Raw genomic sequence first — 17,795 nt, 5'->3', positions numbered from 1 at the left:
CTCGTTGCTGTTTTTTATAACGATTCTTCAGCCATTGCCATCAAAGGGAATGATTTTGGCAACAGGGTTGAGGACACCTGACCTGCCACGGGTTGATGCAAACGAATCAATTGGGCTAGGGTTGACTTCAGTTGGGTGCGTGGCACAATCACATCCACAAAGCCACATTTTTGGACAAATTCGGCAGTTTGGAAGTCATCGGGGAGTTTTTCCCGTAGGGTTTGCTCAATGACCCGCCGCCCCGCAAAGGCGATCGTTGCTTTTGGCTCGGCAATGATAATGTCCCCTAGCATGGCAAAGCTAGCCGTCACACCCCCAGCAGTGGGATGGGTCAAAACGGGAATATAGAGCAGGCCAGCACTGCGATGACGCTCAAGGGCAGCGGCAGTTTTCGCCATTTGCACCAAGCTGAGCATCCCTTCCTGCATGCGAGCACCGCCAGAGGCACAGACAATCACTAGGGGAATATGCTCCCAAGTGGCTCGTTCAATCAGGCGGGTGATTTTTTCACCGACGACGCTGCCCATGCTACCGCCCATGAAGGCGAAGTCCATCACCCCCAAGGCAACCGGCAGACCCTCTAGTTGGCCGATGCCAGTTTGTACGGCATCCTTGAGACCGGTTTTCTCTTGATACTCCCGCAGGCGATCGCTATAGGGCTTGCGATCCTTGAATTGTAGGGGGTCACAACTGACTAAATTTTCATCGAGGGGGCGCCATGTGTGGGGGTCAATCAGTTGTTGAATACGCTCACTACTACTAACGCGATGGTGATGGCCGCACTCTGGGCACACCAGTTGATGGCTATGCAGATCCTTGCTGTAGATCATGACGCTACAGGCTTCGCACTTTGTCCAGAGACCATCGGCGATCTCCCGCTCTGGCTGCATGGGTGTTAAGGCGGTTTCTTTACGGCGATTTGCAAACCAATCAAATAAAGACATTGTAGAAAATTCCCTTTAACGTTGAGGTCTCAAATAGCGCGTTTGTATGGGTCTCTCCAAGGAGCATCCACTAAGAATAATTACTTATCATCCCACTTTGTTGCATTTTTGCAATATATCGCACAAGTTTGAGAAATTATGCAAGGGGCTGTGGCGAGATCACCGATCCAAGGGGAAGTTCGGTGTCACAATAATAAGGAAGTTCACAGTTCGCAGCGTAGCACTGGGTTGAATCTATGTCCATGGTTGCAGTCGTGGTGGCGATCGCCATCTTGGGAATCTTGATTTTTGTCCATGAGTGGGGGCACTTTATCGCTGCTCGCAGCCAAGGCATTCATGTCAACCGCTTTTCCATCGGCTTTGGCCCGATCCTCTGGAAGTTTCAAGGCAAGGATACGGAGTACGCCCTGCGCCTGATTCCCCTAGGGGGCTATGTGGGTTTCCCAGACGATGACCCCAATAGCGACGTTCCCGCCAACGATCCCAATCTCCTGAGCAACCGGCCGATTTTGGATCGCGCCATTGTCATCAGCGCCGGGGTGATTGCCAATTTGGTCTTTGCCTATTTGCTCCTGCTGGTGCAAGTGGGCGTTATGGGGATTAGTCAGGCCACCTACTATGAGGGTGTCCTCATTCCAGCCCTTGTCCCGGAAAGTAGCCTTGTGGCCACCAAAGCCGGCATCCAGCCGGGGGACTTGGTGTTAGCCGTGGATGGCCAACCCTTGGGGGCCGATGCCAATAGCTTGCCGAACCTGATGCGAGCCATTCAGCAGCATCCGCAGCAACCCCTGACACTGACCATTCAACGTCAAGGGCACATCCAAGAGATTACTGTCACGCCAGAGGTGAGTGAGGATGGCCAAGCCCGGATTGGCGTTCAACTAGCCCCCCATGCCGATATTCACCGTGAACACACCTTAAACCCGATTAAATTAGTCACGGCGGCAGCGGCGGAGTTTCAGCGGGTGATTGTGCTGACCCTAGATGGGTTTCGCGAACTTTTCCAGCATTTTGATCAAGCGGCTCAACAGGTCTCTGGACCGGTGGCGATCGTGGCAATGGGCGCGGATATTGCCCGCTCCAATGCTGAACAGCTCTTTACCTTTACCGCTTTGATCAGTATTAACCTTGCAATTATCAACATTCTGCCCTTTCCAGCCCTTGACGGTGGTCAATTGCTCTTTTTACTGGTGGAAGCGCTGCGGGGTCGTCCCTTACCCAATCGCATTCAAGAGGGCGTCATGCAAACGGGGCTGGTGTTGCTCCTGGGACTGGGGATGTTCCTGATTGTGCGGGACACCGTGAATCTCACGGGCTTGGGCTGGGTGCAGCAACTCTTTTAAGTCCACCTATGGCTATTACCCGTCGCCTCTCCGCCAAGCAACAACGGGCACTGGAAATTCTCACCCGACTCAAACGCCTCTATCCCGATGCCACCTGTAGCCTCAACTTTGCCAATCCGCTGCAACTGCTGGTCGCCACGATTCTCTCTGCCCAATGTACGGATGAGCGGGTGAATCAAGTCACACCGGCGCTGTTTGCTCGCTATCGCGATGCCGAGGACTTTGCCATGGCTGATTTGGCTGAGCTAGAACAGTACATCAAGTCCACGGGTTTTTATCGCAACAAAGCCCGCCATATCCAAGGTGCCTGTCGCCGCATTGTCGAAGTCTATGGGGGTCAAGTGCCCAAGGTAATGGAAGATTTGCTTTCACTGCCGGGGGTGGCGCGGAAAACCGCCAATGTGGTTCTTGCCCATGGCTACGGCATTTTGGGGGGAGTGACTGTGGATACCCATGTCAAGCGGCTGAGTCGGCGGCTGGGGCTGACCCAAGAAACGGATCCTGTGAAAATTGAGCGGGACTTAATGCGCCTGATCCCCCAGCCCGATTGGGAAAACTGGTCAATTCGCTTGATTTACCATGGCCGCGCCGTTTGCCAAGCACGTCAACCCCAGTGTGAAGGCTGCGAACTCATTGATTTGTGTGCCACGGGCAGGAAACTGATACCAAAGTCATAGGGGATTTGCCATGAGAACCCTAACCACAACTACGGGCGAACAGCGTGTCACGCTCCACGGCCTCACTTGGCAGCAGTACCAAGAGATTCTCAATGCCCTGCCGCAAACCCGTGCTGCCCACTTGATATTTGATCGCGGAACCCTTGAAATTACGATGCCCCTCGAAGAGCATGAGTTTGCCAGTGAGCTGATCGGCTTATTTTTGCGTATTCTGGTTGTGGAAACGGGACTGCGGCTGCGATCGCTGCGCTCAACAACTCTGTGGCGACCCGATCTAGAGCGAGGAGCAGAGCCAGATAATGCCTACTACATCCACCATCAACCACAGGTGGCTGGCCGCAGGATTGATCTAAGCATTGATCCACCGCCTGATTTAGTGATTGAGGTGGACATGACCCACACTGATATTGATAAAAACCGCCTGTATGCGGCCTTGGGGGTACCGGAGCTATGGCGGTACAATGGCCGGGAATGGCAAATTTTCCAGTTGCGAGATGGAGTCTATCAAGGGTGCGATCGCTCCCCTTTATTTCCATGGGTACCCAAAGACTGCCTTTATCGCTTTCTAGCAGAGGCCAAAATGGATGAGGTAGAGGCAGAGAAAAATTGGCGACGCTGGGTGCAGGAACAACGGCCATGATCATTTATCGCCTCAATGCCCTTACGGATAACTACATTTTTTTGCTCCATGATCCGCAAACGGGGACAGCGGCAGTGGTGGATCCGGCAGAGCCAGAACCCGTTCTGGCCAAATTAGCAGACTTGGGGGCAACACTGACGGCAATTTTCAATACCCACCACCACTGGGATCATGTGGGTGCCAATCGTGCCCTGCGATCGCGCTTTCCTGATATCGCAGTCTATGGCAGCCGTGAAGATCAAGGCCGTATTCCAGAGCAAACCGTCTTTCTCAGTGCGGGCGATCGCGTTCCCTTTGGCGAACATGCTTTTGAGGTGCTGTTTGTCCCCGGCCATACCCGCGGTCACATTGCCTACTATGCGCCGGCAACGGGCGATCTCTTTTGCGGTGATACCCTGTTTGGCGGTGGCTGTGGTCGTCTTTTTGAGGGGACACCGGCACAGATGCTCGACTCTTTGAATCAACTGCGGCAACTGCCGGAGCAGACACGAGTTTGGTGTGCCCACGAATATACTCAAAAGAACCTCAGCTTTGCCCTGACAGTGGACGCCGATAATCCTGCGCTGCAAGAGCGCTATGCCCAAGTCTGTCGCGATCGCGCCCAAGGGAAAAGCACGATTCCCAGTACGATTGGCCTCGAAAAGGCAACGAATCCTTTTTTGCGCTGCGAAGTCAGCACCATTCAAGCAGCAGTGGGGGCGACCACACCCCTCCAGACCTTTACACGGTTGCGGGGTAAACGTGATCAATACTAAAAATATCAGTGACGACATCAGAGCGGTAATCTAGTTTTATATTCCCCTACCCACAAAGCCACTATGGCAGTTTCCTATCAGAGTCGCTTCTTGAGCTTTTGGCGACAGCAATGGCAACGTTGGCAGCAACAGTGGCAACGCCAAAAATGGCAGGTTGAAAGCACCCTCAGTGGCACACTTCAGGTCATTGGCGCGATTCTGGCACAGTTTTGGCAGCGGGGACTCCCCCAACTCATGGGCAGCGTCTCTCGAATGGGTCAACGCCTCCTACCGAAACCTACAGCAGCACCCCCTGCCGATGAAGCACTGTTAACCGTGATGTCTGCCCTCTCCCTGACGAAAGGAGACGATGAATCTTGGGTGGTGGCGATCGCCCCCATTGCCCGCCCACTGACTGGGTGGCAGCGCTGGATTGCACCTTGGCAACGCTGGTTTCAACACCAGTCTAAGACGTTACCGCCACAGGACGCGCCTTTGGCACAGCGGCAACCCTTTTACCTTGCCTGCGATCGCGCTGAAAAATCCCTATTGCTTGTGGATGAGGCTGCCCGTCCCTTGAAAATTTTTACCGCCACAGAACAGCAGCAAATTGAGCAACACATTGCCTATGCCTTGGCAGTGTACTATCAGCACGTTCGGCAGTGGTATCAGCGACGGCATCACTGGCTCTGGGGCTGGCAACAGCGATCGCTCAAGGCAGGCTCTAACCCATCGTCCTGTTTGGTGGGCCATTTTCTCGGGCAACTTCAGTTAACAGGTACCCGTGAAGGGGATTTAGTCCTACCCCCGGTGTCTCCCCTAGCCACTGTCCTCGGCTGGTTGCGATCGCGCCTTCCCTTCGGTCGCAAACATACGCTTTCCCAAGTGCGCGTACAGGGGATTGCCACCCTTCTAGAGACCCAGCAGATGGTGCTCATTGGCACTGATAACACCATCCTTTACACCCTCAGCCCCACCCAACAGGCGCAAGTTCTGGCTTGGATTGAACGCCATCTCAATCCCTGCAAGCTGCCCTTCCCAGACTGGCTGAGTCAACTCTCCTATTGGCTAGGGGGATTCCAACCCCCAGTGGTGGCAGCCGTGAATTCACCGCTGTTGGCGGCTACGGATCCTTTACCAGTCTTTTCTCCCGTGGACACCCTGCTGAGCCTCGGTAGTAGCGCTGATTCCCTAGCCCATTCACCACCCTCAGAAACTGTGGCCACCAGTGTCCCGCCGAATCCAGAGCAGTTGATTCTTGATGTGGATGCTGCCCTGATTGGCTATGAACTCCACTGGTTTGAACGGCTGCTGCTGTGGTGCGATCGCCTGTTTCTCTGGATTGAAGAACACCTGATCCGTTTGGCTCGTTGGCTCTTGCAGCAGTGGCAGCGCTAGCGGTTTTCAATCTGGCGGATTGCCTCCATCATTTCGTTGTAGGACTGCATATTCCCCTGTTGGCGATAGAGTTCAGCCGCTTGGCGCAGATCCGGTAGGCTGGCTTTGGGATTTTGTTCAAGGAGATACGTCACTCCCCGCACCGCAAAGGGGATGGGATCTTTGGGGGTGAGTTGGGTCAAGGCCGTCCAACTGGGGCGACTGAGGGCATAGTCCCCCATGAGAAAAGCAGCAATTCCCCGCAGCAAATGATAGTCGGTACTCTTGGGATTGGCGGCAATAAGACGGTCAAACACAGGGATACTGCGGCGAAAATCGCCACTGAGAAACAGCGCCAAGGACTGAATCATCTGTAGATCGCTGTTGTTGGGACTGAGGGCAAGGGCGCGATCGCCATCCGCAACAGCAGTGCCAAAGTTGCCAAGGAGCAAATTCAAAAAGCTACTGATGCCATAGGCTTCGGTGTACTGGGGATTGAGGGCGATCGCCTTGGCAATGTCCTGCTGAATCGTGCCGGGGCGTTCAGCCATATTGCGGACAAACGTATCCAGCATCGGGGTGGGTGGGTTGGGGGGAAAGGCATCCTTGAGAATGGGGTTGCCTTGGGTGAGACGACTCAGGTACTTGGTTCCTAGTTCTTCACCGAGCTGATTAAAGTCTTGGTTAGGCACAAGGGCAAACATTTGCGCCACGGCGCGTCCCAGATAGGCTTCACTGTAGTTGGGATTGAGGGCGATCGCCTGCGTATAGTTTTCAATGGCGGCGGCAAAATTCTTGCGTTGGAAGTGCTCCTCAGCAGCAAGGAAATAGTCCGCTGCCTTCAGGGGGGTCGGGGCAGGCAGAGCCGTGGTTTCCCGCGACGGTGTGGCCAAACTCAAGTAGGTATTGATGGGAATACCGAGATTAAAGCCGCGTTTGACAAAGACGGTACTGGAGCCACTGCCTTCCTGGACAAGGGTGGAAGCAATATCGGCACTGCCATGAACCCCGATTAAACGGCCATTCTCATCGAGGACAGGCCCCCCACTCATCCCCGGTAGCGTGGGATTGCTATAGACCAAGGCATAGCCCTCTTGAATCGGACGCGAGGCATTGGCCGTCAGCCGCCCCTCTGTAAATTGATAAATGCCCCCCAGAACCGAGGCCTCCTGAGCAGGAAAACCGGCCACAAAAACGGGCATGCCCTCCACCGCTTCTACCGAGTTTCCGAGGGTGGCGAGGGTGTAATCGCGGTTGCTTTCAATTTCTAGCGTCGCCAGATCAACACCAGGCAAGCGACGAATGGAGTTGGGTCGCATGGCATAGCGCTGACCATCAACTGTTTTCACCGTGTACTGGCCGGCCTTTTCAACCACATGGTAGGCGGTGAGGATAACGTAGGTACTGCCCTTACGCTGCAATAGGATACCTGAGCCGTGGCTGTTGGCACCTTCAATGAGCACGGTGATATTTTTGGCAATGCGAGCCACTTCTGTAACACTCACCGCTTGCGCCGCAAAAGGCTGAGCAATGTGGACGGTGGCGATCGCCATTCCTACCAATGACCAACGGTGCCAGCGCCCCATGGGGATGCCTCCAAGCAGACTCTAGCCCCACGATAGCCTATTTCTCAGGGATTCTAGGCAGAGCCAAGGGAGAGTTGAACGGCGGTAATCGCCTCCACCAAGGGCGATCGCAAGGCAGCAATATACTCTGGCCAGCCAATGAGGATTGGTTGCTGATGGGCAAGGGTCTGTCCCTGTAACCCCGTAGCATCAAAGCGCAAGGGATTTCCCTGTAAGTCGGTGCACACCAAACCTGCTGCCGTTGCTAAAGCCAAGGGGGCGGTGGTGTCCCAAAGCTTCACCCGCTGATTTAAGTAGAGGTAGAGTCCCGCCCGTCCCAAAATCACTTCAATCACCTTGAGGCCAAAACTGCCCAGAAAGCGAAATTCCACTTGGGGCAACACCCGATGAATCGCATCACCGTAGGTGCGGTAGTCACGATAGCCAATCATGATCGGGCAATGGTCTTCACTCGGAGAGGGCGGACAAACAGGTAAGAGGGGGACAGGGGGCCCACCACTGCTCATCTGAAAGAGTCCCCAATCTTTACCGCCGTAGTAGAGATGATCCAGATTGGGGGCATAGATCCAACCCGCCACTGGACTGTAGTGCTCCAGCAAACCGACCATTAGGGCATAGCCTTGGCGATGGTGAATCAGATCATCGGTACCATCGAGGGGATCAATCAGCCAGTAGCGATTTTTCGGTTCTTGAAAGACCGCTTGGGAGTCAGCATTTTCCTCGCTGATGATGCCATCCTCAGGAAACCAAGCGCGAAATTTCTGACTTAGGAGCCGATCCAAGAAGCGATCAATACTGGTGGCAAAATCTTGGCGTCCCTTTTCAATGACCTCAAAGGGTTGCTGTGCCAGTTGCCGTGCCCGCTGCCCCGCTTGGCGCAGGAGTTGATTGATCTGCCAGATTTGGCTAGAAGTCAGGGGGGGAGAAGTCGTCATTTGAGGTCCAGCCGTCCACTTTCCTTTAGTTTGGCGTTAAAGACCAGCGGCTCCTGTAGCGATCGCTGCTGTAGCTGTTCGAGAATGGCTGCTTCAACCCGCCGCGCCACCTGTTTCAGCAGTTTGGGTTGGGTGATTGAGTCGGCACTTGCCCATGCGGTGCGTTCGGCCGCGGTCATTTGCTCTCTGACATCAATGGCATTTTCCCACTGGGGGCGATCGCGATCGTTGCCGAGGGGCACAGTTCCCAATTCCGCTAACCACTGTTGTTTTACGGCTTCTAGCCACGGGCGATCGGGACGTTCGATGGCGATCGCCTTATAGCCATGACACCATTGGGGACAGCGCACAAGGTGTTGCAGCAAACTCAATCGCATATCCCGCGAATAGCCAATATACTGCACGCTGCCCGTGGCATCAAAAATGGCATAGAGACCGATCGCCCCCTTGAGATCCGGTGCCACCCGACCTGAATCATCAATGTAGGGATGAAAGGGCAATTCAGCCAAAGTCGGCGCAGGAAGGCTCATGTCGGCAGTGGTGGCTCATCTTTGCGTGCTTCCCCCTCAGTATGCCCTATCTGTGGATGTGTGGCAGGAGCGGGGGAGTTGCTGTGGGCGCGTTGGCGCAGTTGTTGTGCCCGTTGGCGCAGTTCTTGAAAGTAGTCAGTGCTGGTAATTTCAGCAACGGATTTTTTGCGTTTCTCTTGGTCAATTTCGATTTTTAGCTCACTCAGTTCCTCCTCCAGTTGATCTTGGCGCTGCTCTACCGCCTGTGCCATCTCCAAAAAGACTTGAGCCAGTTCTGCCATATCATCACTCCCTTGAGCATATTGCCTGAGAACTCTGGGATCAAACTGGTCAAACTGGTCATACTTGAGGGCATGGGCAGCACTGACAAGGGCGCGAATCGGCTTAGTAATCGAACGGGCCACAATCAGGGAAATGAGAATGACCCCAACACCAACCAAGAGCAGACTGAGGAAACCTTGGGTCGCCAACCGCTCCAAGGGCGCTAGAAACTCGCGCAACCGTACACTGACCACAACAACGCTCTGATGACGGGTCAGTGGCGCATAGGCATAGATGTAATCGGCATCCCCTCCGGCAGAACGACTGGTGAGGAGAGCACCGACCTCCTTTGATTTGGCCTTGAGAAAGACATTGCGCAAGGTGTCGTGAACCTCTGCCACTGGGGAAATGGGTTGAGGCGGCGTCAAGAGAAAATATTGGTCGCGAATCCTAGGGGGGAGTGGATCAATGCTGTGAAGATTCAAGTGGGGATTTGTGGTGCTGAGAATCAAACCGTGATCATCAATGAGAAAAGATTCACCGTGAATATCGGGCACGAGGTAGGTCACAATGTCTTTGACTGCGGTCGCTTGTAGAGGCAATAGAACCGCCCCTAATGGTTCATTGTTGCTATCAATAATCGTTTGGAAGACAACAAAGAGGGGTCGTTGGGCGATCGCACTATTGATTTTGACCCGAGAAATGAAGTGATTGGCTTGTGTCCCTTCCTGCCAGAGGGGGGTGTTCTTGTAGTCTAGCCCTAGACGAGTGCCTCGGGTTCCTGCGATCGCTTGGCCCTCACGGTTGAGGAGAATCACCTGATAATAGGCTGGGTTCAGGTTCCTGACATCCTCGAGGAAGTTATTCATCGTCGCTTGCTCGATGGCGCTATGGCTCCCACTCCTGAGGAAATACCGTACGTCACTGTCATTGGCCACCAAGAGAGCATCATTGAGGGCATCCTGAAAAAGGTGATCAAGGGAACGGGCTTTGCCGATCGCCAGCAGTTGCAGGGCATTAATTTCTAAGCGCTTCATCATCTCAGCGCTTTCAGTTTGGTTGTAGAGCACCACCATCCCCATCGGTAATAGGGAAATGAGCAGCATCACCAGCAGCAGCCGCCCCGAAATTGACCACAAAAGCCTTGACCAACGCTGTCGCCACCGAAGCATAGATCCACTCAGGATAGAATGGGAATCTTGATCAAACCACCACTGTTCCAGCCTAGTGCGAACGAAGGATATTTGGCGATGTTTTGGACAACTCGGCTATGGCAACGCCGCTGGTCTGCTTGGCTCCACCCTTGGCGGGGGATGGATTGGCTCCTTTTAATGGCAGTATGGCTGATTACGCTGTTGGGGGCAGTGGCGATTCACAGTGCCGAGCTGCACATTGGTGAAAAGGATGGCTTCCAACATCTGGCGATCGCGGGCGTGGGGACGATTTTGCTTTTCCTACTGGCACGGGTGCCGACATCGGTCTTTATCTCAGTCCATTGGTGGGTCTATGGCATCAGTTGTGCCCTCCTACTGGCTGTGAGCTTATTTGGTGTTGAGGCCAACGGTGCCCAAAGTTGGCTGCCCATTGCTGGCTTTAACCTCCAGCCTTCAGAATTTGCCAAAATCTCGATCATCCTCACCCAAGCTGCCCTCCTCCAGCGGGTGCCCGCCAATGGCCTCAGCGGCATTCTACGGGTGTTTGCAGCAACGGTTTTGCCCCTAGGGTTGATTTTATCGGAACCTGATCTGGGAACCTCCCTGGTCTTTGGTGCCATCACCTTGGGCATGCTCTATTGGGCCAATGCCCGTTTGGGCTGGATTGTGCTGATGCTCTCCCCTTTGGTGGCGGCGATTCTCTTTGCCCTACCGCTGCCCTATGAACTGAATCTGGTGCTGTGGTTCCTATGGACATTAGGGATGGGGGTTGTGGCATGGCAAAACCTTCCCTTGGGCTGGATTGGGGCGATCGGCGGCATTGTTCTCAATCTTTCGGGGGCAGGGCTGGGGCAATTGCTGTGGAGTGTTCTCAAGGACTATCAAAAAGACCGCCTCTTAATGTTCTTAGACCCCGATAAAGATCCCTTGGGGGCGGGCTATCACCTGATCCAATCTCGCATTGCCATTGGTGCGGGGGGACTGTGGGGGCGAGGGCTGTTTCACGGCACGCAGACCCAATTGGGGTTTATCCCTGAGCAGCACACGGACTTTATTTTTTCGGCCATCGGTGAGGAATTAGGCTTTTTGGGTGGGTTGCTGATTTTAGGGCTGTTTTGGTTGATTGGCCTGCGGCTATTGCAAATTGCCAATAGTGCCCGCGATGATTTCGGCTCGCTCCTGGCGATCGGTCTTTTTGCCATGTTGATGTTCCAAGCGGTGGTCAATATCGGCATGACCATGAACCTATTTCCTGTGACGGGCATTCCCTTGCCCTTTCTCAGCTATGGCCGTTCTGCCCTTTTGGCCACCTATATTGGTTTGGGGCTAGTACAATCAGTGGCCAATCATCGCCCGCGATCGCGCTATTGAAGTCAAGCACCCTTTGTTAAAATTCATGAAGATTGTCCATAGCAGTGAAATCCCATGAGCGAGTCCCCAGAACCCACGTCCTCCCCTGCCGAGCAGCCCAGTTATGTCAAATTGGCGATGCGGAACATGGTGCGCAAGGGGGGCAAGTCCCTGACCCATTTTGCCCTCACGAGTATCGGTCTGTTGGCGTTGTTGGTGGGCTTGTCCTACCTCACCCGTTAGTGAGCACGGAAAAAATTTCAGACAATGACGGTTACCGTCTATCTAGAACTTCACGATCCCTCCCTGAGCGCTGAGATAGCAGCACTGCCTTGGCAAGTGTGGTTTCGCACGTGGATTGCCATGGTTGAACCCAACCCAGATAAAGCCTATGAAGTGACACTGCGTTTGACGACGGATGCTGAAATTCAAGTGCTGAATTGTCAATATCGCGATCGCGACACCCCCACAGATGTGCTTGCCTTTGCCACCCGCGATGACGCCCTGCCGCTGCCCCTAGAGGAACCTGAATACCTTGGCGACATCATTATTTCTGGCGACACAGCCCGTCGGCAAGCCACCGAAGGGGGGCATTCTCTGGCGACAGAGATGATTTGGCTCGCCTGCCATGGCCTCCTCCACCTCCTCGGCTGGGATCATCCCGATGAGACTCAACTGGCACGGATGCTGGCTCAGCAGGCTCAGTGCCTCGCAGCGGTGGGTCTTACACCCCCGATTTCCCCTAAATGATCCATAGGCTACGAACGAAATTGGAAAACCTGTGCTTAAATGGAAGGCGTTAACAGCCAAATTTTTTGAAAAACTTTTTTTTAAGGTGTATGAGATCCAGCGTCAACGCTTAAAGACCAATGTTTGGTGTGATGGGTAACGTTATGACACAAAAAGTTCTTGCCACCTATGCTGAGAAAGCATCAGGGACAACCGTACTGCGACAGCGCTCCTACCGTGTGGCGTCCTCCTTACTGAATAGTTTCCGTTATGCGTGGGCGGGAGTCGTCTATGCCTTCCAGACTCAGCGCAATTTTCGGATTCACACCGCAGTTGGTCTTAGCGCGATCGCCCTCAGTGGTTTGCTCAAACTTCCCCCTGTTGAGGTGGCAGTAATTTTGCTCACGATTGGTATTGTCATGGGGCTAGAGCTGCTGAATACGGCTCTTGAAGCGGTGGTGGATCTCACCGTTGGCAAGGAATATCACGAGCTTGCCCGCATTGCCAAAGATTGTGCCGCTGGTGCCGTTCTCCTCAGCGCGATCGCAGCCGTGGGGGTGGCGATGGCCTTAATTGTGCCCCCCTTGGTTTACCCGATTGTCGGGACGTTGTTATAAATTGCTAGGGGGAGCCGCTAAACGTTGAAGCGGAAGAGCATCACATCCCCCTCCTGCACAACGTAGTCTTTACCTTCACTGCGGACTAGGCCTTTTTCCTTAGCTACCGTCATGGACTGACAGGCCACGAGGTCTGCGTAGCTCACCGTTTCAGCGCGAATAAAGCCCCGCTCAAAGTCACTGTGAATGACCCCTGCCGCTTGGGGTGCTTTGGCACCGGCTGGAATCGTCCACGCTCGGGTTTCCTTTGGCCCTGTGGTAAAGAAGGTTTGCAGACCAAGAAGTTTATAGGTTGAGCGAATCAGCGATCGCAAGCCCCCTTCACTGACGCCAAGACTGGCGAGATACTCGGCGCGATCGGCCTCGGGCAAATCCACAAGTTCGGCCTCTACTTGAGCAGAAACGATCACCACTTCTGCTCCCTCCTGCTGCGCAATCTCCTGAACCGCCGCTGTCCATTCATTGCCAGTAGCCAAATCCTGCTCAGCAACATTAGCAGCATAGATCACGGGCTTACGGGTGAGCAATCCGAGAAAGCGAATGGCGGCTTCTTCGTCCTCCGTCAGTTGACATAGACGAGCAGGCTGCCCCTCATTGAGTACGCCAAGGAGCTTTTCAAGAGCCGTGAGTTCAATCTGTGCATCTTTTTGCGATCGCGCTGCCTTACGGGTACGTTCAATGCGCTTTTCGATTTGCGCTAAATCCGCCAGTGCCAACTCTAAGTTAATGACCGCAATATCCTCGACAGGATTGACGCGACCTGCCACGTGGACAATATCCTCATCTTCAAAGCAGCGCACCACGTGCACAATGGCATCCACCTCGCGAATATTTGCCAAGAACTGGTTGCCCAATCCTTCCCCTTTGCTGGCTCCCTTCACCAAACCCGCAATATCGACAAACTCCACCCGTGTTGGCACGATCTGCGCTGATTGGGAAATTTTTGCCAGTACCTCTAGCCGTTCATCGGGGACGGCCACCACACCGACATTGGGTTCAATCGTACAAAACGGAAAATTGGCCGCCTCGGCCTTGGCATTGGCCACAAGGGCATTAAATAGCGTTGATTTGCCCACATTCGGTAGGCCGACAATTCCCGCGCGTAGCATCAGACCCTACAACCTCATTCTCAAGGGAAGACATTTCCCAAACATGACGCCCAAAAATGGGAATGTTAATTTTTAATAACACCCCAACTTATCAGAAATTCCAGCCCTAGGCAACTACGAGCACACAACCTCTGTCAGGGAAGAATCGGCAGCAAAAATAAAAGAGGCAACCCTTGATGAGTGCCTCTGAGTGCTATGTTCCTAAATGTAAGGCTCTAGTGATTCACTGCCCTAGGCATCAAAGTAGAGGGTGAATTCATAGGGGTGAGGACGCAGTGACATGGGAATCACTTCTGTGTCCAGCTTGTACTGAATCCAGTTGAGGATAAAGTCTTCGCTAAAGACACCGCCCGCTGTGAGGAAGCTATGATCCTTTTGCAGGTTTTCCAGAGCCGCCATGAGTGAACCGGGGGTGGAGGGAATCTTGGCCAGTTCTTCGGGGCTGAGGTCGTAGATATCAACATCCAAGGGGCTACCCGGATCAATTTGATTCTTGATGCCATCAATCCCCGCACACAGCATCGCTGCAAAGGCAAGGTAGGGGTTACTCGTGGCATCGGGGCAACGAAACTCTAGGCGCTTCGCTTTGGGATTGGGACCAGTGAGCGGAATCCGCACAGAGGCCGAGCGGTTGCCTTGGGAATAGGCAAGGTTCACGGGGGCTTCAAAGCCGGGAACCAGTCGTTTGTAGGAGTTTGTTGTCGGGTTGGTAAAGGCCAACAGCGCTGGAGCGTGCTTGAGAATCCCCCCAATGTACCAGAGGGCAATTTGGCTCAAATTGGCGTAGCCCTCTCCCCAGAACAGGGGCTGACCATCTTTCCAAATGGACTGGTGGGTGTGCATCCCCGAACCATTGTCGTTGAAGACGGGCTTGGGCATAAAGGTTGCCACTTTGCCGTGCTTGCGGGCAACATTCTTGACGCAGTACTTATAGGTCATCAGCCAGTCGGCGGCTTGAATCAGAGTACCAAAGCGGAAACCCAGCTCGCACTGACCTGCTGTGGCCACTTCGTGGTGATGTTTTTCAATGGGCACACCGCACTTGGCCATCGTCAAGAGCATTTCTGTACGCAGGTCTTGCAGCGTATCCGTGGGCGCAACGGGGAAGTAGCCCTCTTTGCCACGGATTTTGTAGCCGAGGTTGCCCCCTTCTTCTTCGCGGCCAGTGTTCCAAAGACCTTCAATACTATCAACGTAGTAGTAGCCAGACTTTTGGTTTTGGTCGTAGCGAACGTCATCGAAAACGAAAAATTCAGCTTCAGGGCCAAAGTAAGCCGTATCGCCAATGCCAGTGGCTTTTAGGTACTCAATGGCACGGGTGGCAATGGAGCGCGGGCAGCGATCGTAGAGTTCCCCGGTGCGCGGATCTTTGATCGTGCAAATCATGCTCAGGGTGGGTTCTTTCATGAAGGGGTCTTCCCACGCCGTATCTGGATCCGGCACCATCACCATGTCGGATTCGTTGATCGCTTTCCAACCGCGAATACTGGAACCGTCGAAGGGCACACCGTCGGTAAATGAACTTTCATTGATTTGGCTCTTGTGAACCGTCAGGTGTTGCCACGTGCCGGGCATATCGACAAATTTCAAGTCGATTAGCTCGTACTTGCTGTTGATCAAATTCAAGATTTCTTGGGGCGTTGCCATGTATAGGTTACTCCTTCTGTATTGGGCGCACCGCAGCGACAATCTATGGTAGAAAGTTGCCCCAGTTAATTTTTGTATCGGAGGCTACCAAAATTTCAGTGTTTGCTCCCTAGCGGGAGGTGGCAAGGCGCTGTTTGGGATACAACAGAGGCATGATCAATAATCCCAAGCCCAGTCCAGCGATCGCCCCAAAGGGAAAGACAATCCAATTGGAATAGCCCCAGACGCCATAGTGTTGCAGTGCCCACTCAAGGGGATAAAACAGCATTAGCAGCGTTGCCACTAAAAAGCCCCCCAGACCATACTGCGGCAGCCAGTACCACTCCCGGGCAGTTGTGGAACGCTCAATCCACCAACGGGTGAGGAGAACCCCCAGAAGGGTGCCATAGCAGCGCATGCACACCGCCATTTTCCAAGGGGGAGCAAGCATCAAGCCCATTTCTGGCTGCGGACATACATGATTGCCCATCGTGTAGATAATGTGGGCAATTTTAGGCAAGAAGAGAAAATGACTAGCGGCCAAGAAAGGCGCAAACAAAGGGCCTAGAATCAGTGCCGCCAGAATGACATCAGGCCATAGGGGAGAAAGCGATCGCCACCGCACCATGGGATTTCAGAAATGATACAAAACGATAAACAATCCCCTAGAATTTAACAAATTGTTCACAGCAAGGGCAATCAGTGATTGGGCAGAGCGAGGAGAGACGTGAGAATACTGCTTGATCCTGTCTTCAGCCACTCTGCCACGTCATTAAGAAGCTTAGGAGGCTAAGGCCGCCTTGGTCACGGTTGTCAGTGAGGCTGTGTTCTTCACCGTCTCTAGGCGGGGTGAATTTCCCATGAGGGAGGCGGCAAAGAGTTGACGGTACAGTTGCCCCATCTGGAGGGCGATCGCCTCCCAGTTGAAGAGGGCTTGCACCCGCTCGCGGCCATTTTCCCCAAGGGTACGTGCCCAAGCTGGATCAGCCAAAATGCGTTGAATAGCCTTGGCCAAGGCGGTGGCATCCTGAGGCGGCACCAGCAACCCTGTTTCCTCGGGAATCACCGTGAATTGCAGACCACCAACCGCAGAGGCAATCACCGGCGTGCCACAGGCCATCGCTTCAATAGCCACCAAGCCAAAGGGTTCATAATAACTGGGCACCACACAGACATTGGCAGCACTGTAGTACACTGCCAAGCGCTCATGGTCGATTTGCCCCACAAAGGTCACGCGATCGCCCAAATGATACTCCTGCACTAAGCTTTCAATGCGCCGCCGTTCGGCACCATCACTGCGCTGTGGATCACTCCCCCCCACAAGCAGTAACCGCCCTTGGGGCACCTGAGCCATCGCTGCCACCAGTGTTTCAATCCCTTTGCGGCGATCAAAGCGACCCACATAGAGCACAATCGGCTCATCGGCAGGTAAATTCAGTTGGGTACGGGCATCGGCCACGGGGTAAAAGAGATGCAAATTCGTGCCACAGGGAATCAGACGTGTTTGCCCTGCTTTGGAGACCCAACGCCGTAGGTAAGTTTCCTCTTGGGGGCTAGTCACAATCACACAGTCGGCATTTTCAAGGATGGCTTTTTCCACCATGAGGCGGGTTTCGTCCCGTTGGGCTTGTTCAGAAGCCACTTGATATTTCACAACCCCCAAGGAATGGTAGGTGTGCAGCCATTGGAAATTCAACTCCTGACGCAACTGCCAACCCACCCAGCCGGAGAGCCAGTAATTGGTGTGGATCAGGGGATAGCCATATTTGGCATGGTAAGCCTTGAAGGCTTCGACAAACTTCGGCAATGTCTCAAAGAGTTTCTCACGCGGAATATAGGTCAGAGGGCCTGCCTCGAGGCGAATCGTGCGACAGTGGGGGCTGTGCTCAATCACATCGGGGTCATCGGGATGGATTTTGCGGGTAAACATATCCACGTGCCACCCGGCTGCCGCTAGGGCTTCCCCCAATTGCCGTACATAGATATTTTGACCACCGGCGGATTCATGGCCGACATCCGCAGCGGGATCCCCATGCACAGAAATCAAGGCAATGGGTTGACGCGCAGGCACCTGCGGTTGGGGCATGGCAAAGGCCCGAGGGAGTGTATTTTTTGCTGTACGGGTTGATAATGCTTGCATAAATACACCTTTTGAATAGCGGTCAAAGAAAGACTTTTGCAAA

At 53.8% G+C, this 17,795-nt stretch carries 18 protein-coding genes; 9 read left to right on the top strand and 9 right to left on the bottom strand.

Features of this window, described 5'->3' with window-relative positions; all coding sequences use genetic code 11:
• Window positions 1-14: 14 nt before the first annotated feature.
• Complete coding sequence (gene accD / locus KV190_RS10490) at window positions 15-944, bottom strand: acetyl-CoA carboxylase, carboxyltransferase subunit beta (RefSeq protein ID WP_460193280.1); 930 nt, start codon at window positions 942-944, stop codon at window positions 15-17.
• Window positions 945-1,180: 236 nt separating this feature from the next.
• Here accD and rseP point away from each other — a divergent pair, with 236 nt between their 5' ends.
• The 5 genes from rseP to KV190_RS10465 all read left to right on the top strand — a co-directional run bounded on the left by rseP (window position 1,181) and on the right by KV190_RS10465 (window position 5,736).
• Window positions 1,181-2,287, top strand: coding sequence for an RIP metalloprotease RseP (rseP, locus tag KV190_RS10485; protein WP_460193279.1), 1,107 nt, complete (start codon window positions 1,181-1,183; stop codon window positions 2,285-2,287).
• Between the two features lie 8 nt (window positions 2,288-2,295).
• Window positions 2,296-2,964: an endonuclease III gene (gene nth, locus KV190_RS10480; RefSeq protein WP_460193277.1), complete on the top strand. Its 669-nt coding sequence runs from the start codon at window positions 2,296-2,298 to the stop codon at window positions 2,962-2,964.
• 10 nt (window positions 2,965-2,974) lie between these two features.
• Entirely contained in the window at window positions 2,975-3,604 is a 630-nt protein-coding gene (locus KV190_RS10475) for a Uma2 family endonuclease (protein ID WP_460193276.1), read from the top strand.
• Window positions 3,601-4,359, top strand: coding sequence for a hydroxyacylglutathione hydrolase (gloB, locus tag KV190_RS10470; protein ID WP_460195273.1), 759 nt, complete (start codon window positions 3,601-3,603; stop codon window positions 4,357-4,359). Before KV190_RS10475 ends, gloB begins: the two co-directional genes overlap by 4 nt.
• 63 nt (window positions 4,360-4,422) lie before the next feature.
• Entirely contained in the window at window positions 4,423-5,736 is a 1,314-nt protein-coding gene (locus tag KV190_RS10465) for a hypothetical protein (protein ID WP_460193275.1), read from the top strand.
• Here the strand turns inward: KV190_RS10465 and KV190_RS10460 are convergent.
• From KV190_RS10460 to KV190_RS10445, 4 genes are read right to left on the bottom strand one after another with little or no spacing between them, the layout of a single operon-like run.
• On the bottom strand, window positions 5,733-7,301 hold the full coding sequence (locus KV190_RS10460) for a trypsin-like peptidase domain-containing protein (RefSeq protein ID WP_460193274.1): 1,569 nt from the start codon (window positions 7,299-7,301) through the stop codon (window positions 5,733-5,735). The genes KV190_RS10465 and KV190_RS10460 overlap by 4 nt on opposite strands.
• Window positions 7,302-7,354: 53 nt before the next feature.
• Window positions 7,355-8,236, bottom strand: a complete 882-nt coding sequence (locus KV190_RS10455; protein WP_460193273.1) for a 3'(2'),5'-bisphosphate nucleotidase CysQ family protein — start codon at window positions 8,234-8,236, stop codon at window positions 7,355-7,357.
• A complete protein-coding gene (locus KV190_RS10450) occupies window positions 8,233-8,766 on the bottom strand; it encodes a GIY-YIG nuclease family protein (RefSeq protein WP_460193271.1) in 534 nt (177 codons plus the stop codon). Before KV190_RS10450 ends, KV190_RS10455 begins: the two co-directional genes overlap by 4 nt.
• Window positions 8,763-10,199 (bottom strand): cache domain-containing protein, encoded by a 1,437-nt coding sequence (locus KV190_RS10445; RefSeq protein WP_460193269.1) that lies wholly within the window; start codon window positions 10,197-10,199, stop codon window positions 8,763-8,765. Before KV190_RS10445 ends, KV190_RS10450 begins: the two co-directional genes overlap by 4 nt.
• A gap of 78 nt (window positions 10,200-10,277) precedes the next feature.
• On the opposite strand from KV190_RS10445, the gene rodA reads away from it, so the two are divergent.
• From rodA to KV190_RS10425, 4 genes are all read left to right on the top strand, one after another.
• Window positions 10,278-11,552: a rod shape-determining protein RodA gene (gene rodA / locus KV190_RS10440; RefSeq protein ID WP_460193268.1), complete on the top strand. Its 1,275-nt coding sequence runs from the start codon at window positions 10,278-10,280 to the stop codon at window positions 11,550-11,552.
• Window positions 11,553-11,606: 54 nt separating this feature from the next.
• The gene (locus KV190_RS10435) at window positions 11,607-11,774 is read left to right on the top strand and encodes a DUF3285 domain-containing protein (RefSeq protein ID WP_181496759.1); all 168 of its coding nucleotides are present in this window, start codon (window positions 11,607-11,609) and stop codon (window positions 11,772-11,774) included.
• Window positions 11,775-11,798: 24 nt separating this feature from the next.
• Window positions 11,799-12,281 (top strand): rRNA maturation RNase YbeY, encoded by a 483-nt coding sequence (ybeY, locus tag KV190_RS10430; protein ID WP_460193267.1) that lies wholly within the window; start codon window positions 11,799-11,801, stop codon window positions 12,279-12,281.
• A gap of 143 nt (window positions 12,282-12,424) precedes the next feature.
• On the top strand, window positions 12,425-12,877 hold the full coding sequence (locus tag KV190_RS10425) for a diacylglycerol kinase family protein (protein WP_460193264.1): 453 nt from the start codon (window positions 12,425-12,427) through the stop codon (window positions 12,875-12,877).
• A 17-nt stretch (window positions 12,878-12,894) separates the two neighbouring features.
• On the opposite strand, the gene ychF is transcribed toward KV190_RS10425, so the two are convergent.
• The 4 genes from ychF to KV190_RS10405 all read right to left on the bottom strand — a co-directional run bounded on the left by ychF (window position 12,895) and on the right by KV190_RS10405 (window position 17,752).
• Complete coding sequence (gene ychF / locus KV190_RS10420) at window positions 12,895-13,986, bottom strand: redox-regulated ATPase YchF (RefSeq protein ID WP_460193263.1); 1,092 nt, start codon at window positions 13,984-13,986, stop codon at window positions 12,895-12,897.
• A gap of 231 nt (window positions 13,987-14,217) precedes the next feature.
• Window positions 14,218-15,633, bottom strand: coding sequence for a type I glutamate--ammonia ligase (gene glnA / locus KV190_RS10415; protein WP_460193261.1), 1,416 nt, complete (start codon window positions 15,631-15,633; stop codon window positions 14,218-14,220).
• Window positions 15,634-15,742: 109 nt separating this feature from the next.
• The gene (locus KV190_RS10410) at window positions 15,743-16,240 is read right to left on the bottom strand and encodes a DUF2085 domain-containing protein (protein WP_460193260.1); all 498 of its coding nucleotides are present in this window, start codon (window positions 16,238-16,240) and stop codon (window positions 15,743-15,745) included.
• Window positions 16,241-16,393: 153 nt separating this feature from the next.
• Window positions 16,394-17,752 (bottom strand): glycosyltransferase family 4 protein, encoded by a 1,359-nt coding sequence (locus tag KV190_RS10405; RefSeq protein ID WP_460193259.1) that lies wholly within the window; start codon window positions 17,750-17,752, stop codon window positions 16,394-16,396.
• Window positions 17,753-17,795 lie beyond the last annotated feature (43 nt).

It is taken from the genome of Thermosynechococcus sp. FA-CM-4201, from assembly GCF_054689355.1.
The sequence above is the reverse complement of the archived record's forward strand: the minus strand, read 5'-3'. Positions and strand labels throughout refer to the sequence as shown.

Excerpts from the sequence above, each read along its gene's own strand:
- KV190_RS10445 (WP_460193269.1), bottom strand. The coding sequence starts at position 10,199 with ATGCTTCGGTGGCGACAGCGTTGGTCAAGGCTTTTGTGGTCAATTTCG.
- KV190_RS10450 (WP_460193271.1), bottom strand. The coding sequence starts at position 8,766 with ATGAGCCTTCCTGCGCCGACTTTGGCTGAATTGCCCTTTCATCCCTAC.
- gloB (WP_460195273.1), top strand. The coding sequence starts at position 3,601 with ATGATCATTTATCGCCTCAATGCCCTTACGGATAACTACATTTTTTTG.
- KV190_RS10410 (WP_460193260.1), bottom strand. The coding sequence starts at position 16,240 with ATGGTGCGGTGGCGATCGCTTTCTCCCCTATGGCCTGATGTCATTCTG.
- ychF (WP_460193263.1), bottom strand. The coding sequence starts at position 13,986 with ATGCTACGCGCGGGAATTGTCGGCCTACCGAATGTGGGCAAATCAACG.
- KV190_RS10435 (WP_181496759.1), top strand. The coding sequence starts at position 11,607 with ATGAGCGAGTCCCCAGAACCCACGTCCTCCCCTGCCGAGCAGCCCAGT.
- accD (WP_460193280.1), bottom strand. The coding sequence starts at position 944 with ATGTCTTTATTTGATTGGTTTGCAAATCGCCGTAAAGAAACCGCCTTA.
- KV190_RS10455 (WP_460193273.1), bottom strand. The coding sequence starts at position 8,236 with ATGACGACTTCTCCCCCCCTGACTTCTAGCCAAATCTGGCAGATCAAT.
- KV190_RS10475 (WP_460193276.1), top strand. The coding sequence starts at position 2,975 with ATGAGAACCCTAACCACAACTACGGGCGAACAGCGTGTCACGCTCCAC.
- KV190_RS10405 (WP_460193259.1), bottom strand. The coding sequence starts at position 17,752 with ATGCAAGCATTATCAACCCGTACAGCAAAAAATACACTCCCTCGGGCC.
- rseP (WP_460193279.1), top strand. The coding sequence starts at position 1,181 with ATGTCCATGGTTGCAGTCGTGGTGGCGATCGCCATCTTGGGAATCTTG.
- ybeY (WP_460193267.1), top strand. The coding sequence starts at position 11,799 with ATGACGGTTACCGTCTATCTAGAACTTCACGATCCCTCCCTGAGCGCT.
- KV190_RS10465 (WP_460193275.1), top strand. The coding sequence starts at position 4,423 with ATGGCAGTTTCCTATCAGAGTCGCTTCTTGAGCTTTTGGCGACAGCAA.
- nth (WP_460193277.1), top strand. The coding sequence starts at position 2,296 with ATGGCTATTACCCGTCGCCTCTCCGCCAAGCAACAACGGGCACTGGAA.
- glnA (WP_460193261.1), bottom strand. The coding sequence starts at position 15,633 with ATGGCAACGCCCCAAGAAATCTTGAATTTGATCAACAGCAAGTACGAG.
- KV190_RS10425 (WP_460193264.1), top strand. The coding sequence starts at position 12,425 with ATGACACAAAAAGTTCTTGCCACCTATGCTGAGAAAGCATCAGGGACA.
- rodA (WP_460193268.1), top strand. The coding sequence starts at position 10,278 with ATGTTTTGGACAACTCGGCTATGGCAACGCCGCTGGTCTGCTTGGCTC.
- KV190_RS10460 (WP_460193274.1), bottom strand. The coding sequence starts at position 7,301 with ATGGGGCGCTGGCACCGTTGGTCATTGGTAGGAATGGCGATCGCCACC.